This window comes from Streptomyces sp. CC224B (assembly GCF_030010595.1).
GTDB classification, from domain to species: domain Bacteria; phylum Actinomycetota; class Actinomycetes; order Streptomycetales; family Streptomycetaceae; genus Streptomyces; species Streptomyces longispororuber.
This window is the reverse complement of the sequence record NZ_JASCXL010000227.1, coordinates 1-3,524: the sequence shown is the minus strand read 5'-3', so window position 1 is coordinate 3,524 and position 3,524 is coordinate 1. Positions and strand designations below refer to the sequence as shown.

The 3,524-nt window shown below is 76.7% G+C and carries 3 protein-coding genes; 1 reads left to right on the top strand and 2 read right to left on the bottom strand.

The genetic code is table 11. From position 1 onward, the window contains the following. Positions 1 to 469: 469 nt before the first annotated feature. On the top strand, positions 470 to 916 hold the full coding sequence (locus QK440_RS40945) for a hypothetical protein (RefSeq protein WP_282798348.1): 447 nt from the start codon (positions 470 to 472) through the stop codon (positions 914 to 916). A gap of 59 nt (positions 917 to 975) precedes the next feature. Here the strand turns inward: QK440_RS40945 and QK440_RS40940 are convergent, their stop codons facing one another. Continuing rightward, positions 976 to 2,067, bottom strand: a complete 1,092-nt coding sequence (locus tag QK440_RS40940; protein WP_282798347.1) for a phosphotransferase family protein — start codon at positions 2,065 to 2,067, stop codon at positions 976 to 978. Between the two features lie 56 nt (positions 2,068 to 2,123). Further along, entirely contained in the window at positions 2,124 to 3,251 is a 1,128-nt protein-coding gene (locus tag QK440_RS40935; protein ID WP_282798346.1) for a hypothetical protein, read from the bottom strand. Positions 3,252 to 3,524 lie beyond the last annotated feature (273 nt).

Below are 3,524 nucleotides of genomic sequence, written 5' to 3'. Positions count from 1 at the left end.
CGCCCCCCCCCCCCCCCCCCCCAACCCCCAACCCCCCCCCCCCCCCCCCCCCCCCCCCCCCCCCCCCCCCCCCCCCCGGCGCCCCCCCCCCCCCCCCCCCCCCCCCGCCCCCCGCCCCCCCGCCCCACGGCTCCCGGCCGCGGGAGGCCGGGAGCCGGGCGCCGCCCGCGCGCGGGCGGCGGCGGTGCGAGCAGGGCGCCCGCGGCTCCGGTCCCCGGCGCCGGCGCGTAGGCGGCGGGCGTCGCCCGGTGGGCCCGGTTCCGCATGACTCCGCGCAGGTCCGCATACCTGCGCACGCCTCCGGAGCCGCCCCGCGCGCGGCGGCATCTTCATCCGGCATGTGACGAACACCACAGATCCCGAACAGGCTCGCGGGAGCTGCCGCGATTACCCGCAGGTCGGGACGGGAAGTGCTTGCTGTGGTCGAGGCCGCAGTGCCTTGTCGGCCCACCCGAGGGGGAGATTTTCCATGCAGAACCTGAAGCGCCCCGGTCGCTCCGTCCGCCGTAAGCAGCAGACCGTCGAGCTGCTCGAGCCCGCACCGGAGGGCGTCGAACCCACCGCCGTCGACGACGACGCGTCCGACGCCTACGACACCCTGGAGATGTACCGGGTGACCTGCCCGGACTGCAGGCAGCCCATCGCGCTCCTGGCGGACGAGGACGTCCTGCCGGAGCACGCGCTGTGCCCCACGCCGTGGAACCCCTTCGGGCTCACCGTCTGCGCCGGCACGGGCCGCGCCGCGGCCGAGGCCGAGCCCGCGGACGAGTCGCCCGAGGCGCAGGAGCAGGACACCGCCCTGCTGCTGACGCTGCCGCAGGGCCTGGACTGGCGTACGCAGCCGTTCTCGCACGTGGGCGGGCCCGGCTCGCGCCCGATGCGGGTGCCCCGGCAGTCCCGCCGCGCGGCCGCCTGACGCACCGCGCCAAGAGGCCGCGCGCGGGTGACCGGTGGCCCGGCACCGAGGCCGGGCCGTCACCGGGAGGCGCCGCGCACCATCGCCGCGAGGCTCGCGTGGTGCAGGATCAGCGTGTCGGGGTCCTCCGGCAGTGCCGCCTCCCCGAAGTGCACCTGCCGGTGGGCCACGCGCAGCATCACGACGGCGTGCCGCAGCGCGGCGTACAGCGTGTAGAAGTCCATGTCGCGCGGCCGGTGGCCGGTCAGCTCCGCGTAGCGGTCCTCGACGCGCTCACGGCGCAGGAACGCGGGCAGCCCCCGCTGTCCGGAGCCGGTCGCCAGGTCCTGGAAGAAGCGGTGCAGGTACACGGTCCAGCCGAGGTCCAGCTCGCGCGGGCCGAGGCACGCCATCTCCCAGTCGAGCACGGCGGCCGGGTCGAAGCCGTCGTAGACGATGTTGCCGATGCGGGCGTCACCCCAGTTGAGCACCGGCTTCCCCTCGTCGGCGGGCCACAGCTCGCCGAGGCGCGTGAAAGCGCTTTCGATCAGGGGTGAGCGGGGCAGGCCGCGCACCACCCAGGCGTAGTAGGCGCGCTGGGCGGCGACGTGGCGGCGCAGCGGACTGCCGTCGCCGGGCAGGGCGAGGAAGTCGGCCCGTGCGACCGGCACTTGGTCGTGGAGGTGGGCGAGGACGCGGATGGTGGCGTCCTCCAGGTGCGCGCGCTCCGCGTCGCTCGCGGCGTGCAGCCAGTTGCCCTCGTACGTGTACGGCATGACGTCCGGCGGCACCCGGCCCGCGACCCGCTCCATCACCAGGAAGGGCGCGCCGAGCGGTTCCGGGTCCTCCTCCAGCCACAGCGCGCGCGGTACCGGCACGTCGGTGGTCTCGGCCACGAGCCGCAGGGCGCGGTACTGCCGCGGCATGTCGTACACCGGGAAGACCGTGTACGCGGCCGGGTCGGCGGCCAGGCGGGCCACGCAGTGACGCGCGGGCGGCGCGGGGTGGTCGACGGTGAACAGGAGCGTCTCGCTCGACATGCCGTTGGACGCGGGCACGGTCACGTCGACGGCCCGGGCGCCGGGCAGGCGGGTGCCGAGCCAGCGGGACAGGCGGCGGGCGAGGGCGTCCGGGTCGCGGGTGGTGGTGCGGGGCCGGGGCGCGGTGGCCATGTCCGGGCTCCTCTCGGGGGTGGGCCGCTGGGTCCGGGGGCCGGGGCGGGTGCCGCTCAGGGCGCCACGGAGCCGAAGCCGGTGAAGCCGCTCGGGTCGTGGCGGCCGAACGTGCCGTGCTCGAAGATCCCGTGGCCGGTCCGTCCGCCGAGGGTGCAGCGGGCCGCGTGGTCGGTGACGCCGTACGCGGCGAGGGGGTGGGCGGCCGGGTCCGTGAGGTCGTAGGTACGCCGGTCGCACCAGGAGCGGCCGCGCCAGGTGCCGTGCTGCCAGTCGTCGGCGGGCGGGTAGCCCGCGCCGACGGCCAGCGGCAGCGAGGCCAGCACCTCGATGCCGAACTCCAGCGGCTCGCGGGTGAGCGGGTCGGTCAGGTGGACGACGGCGCTCTCCGGGTGCCGGGTGCCGGAGCGGTAGGTGATGTCGGCCCGCGGCCAGCCGAGTTGGCGGTCGGGCCGGCCGGGGCGGACGAGGGTGGCGTCGTTCAGGCTGCGGTAGCCGTCCGCGTCCTCCTGGGTGATGACCATCAGGAAGCGGTCGTCGAAGCGGACCGGGCACCAGATCCAGTGGAACCCCTCCGTGGGGAACTCATCGGTGAGGCGGCCGCCCTCCTCGCCCGGCACGGGCCGCACCCCCCAGCTCCGGTCCCGGGTCGCCGTCCACCGCCCCGCGCGCACCGGGACCTCCCCGCCGCCGGCGCGGATCGTGCCCGCGCAGCGGCCCGCCTGCACGAACCGGCGGCCTTCGAGCGTGAGCCGGCCGCCGCGGCGCTGTACGTGGTGCGGCTCCCACAGGGCCGGGAAGTCGGCGCTCCAGACGACGTCGTACGCGAGGGAGTCCGCGTCGTCGGGGTCGGCGGCGCAGGTCAGCCGGAACCTGCGCAGGGGTTCCTCGACCTCGATGCGCAGCGGTCCCACGGACAGCCGCATGCGGTCGTCGCCGAGCGCGTCCGACGCCCGCACGGCGTGCAGCGTATCGCCGGTACGCAGGGTGGCGTACGCGTCGATGACGCCTGTGTTGGGATAGACGCCGAGGCCGAGGATCAGCAGCGCGCGGCCCTCGTGGTCGAAGAGGTGGAAGATGCACCGGTCGTAGGCGTTCCGGTCGCCGGTGGCCACGTGCTTCATGGACAGCGGCACTTGGTGGACGGGGTACTCGTCGAGGGGCACGGGGCGGTCGTCCGGCACGGTGCGCCTCCCTGCGGGCCAGGCGGTCGAGGCAGTCGGGGCGGCGGGCGCCCCGGCGGAGTTGACGGTACGTCAGTTTCCGGGCGTACGGCTATACACGCGCGCCACGGGGCGGGGCCGCGGGGCCGGACCGGCCGCGGGTTGCCCGTGCGGGGGCGGCTCGCGCGGACGTGACCCAAGGGCGCTGCGGGGCCGGACCGGCCGCGGGCCGCCCGCGCGGGGGCGGTCTGCGCGGACATGGCCGTCCTGCGCGCGCCGCAGCCGCGGTCCCGG

What these genes read in the sequence shown, in the direction of transcription:
- QK440_RS40945 (WP_282798348.1), top strand. Translation starts at nt 470, where the DNA reads ATGCAGAACCTGAAGCGCCCCGGTCGCTCCGTCCGCCGTAAGCAGCAG.
- QK440_RS40940 (WP_282798347.1), bottom strand. Translation starts at nt 2,067, where the DNA reads ATGGCCACCGCGCCCCGGCCCCGCACCACCACCCGCGACCCGGACGCC.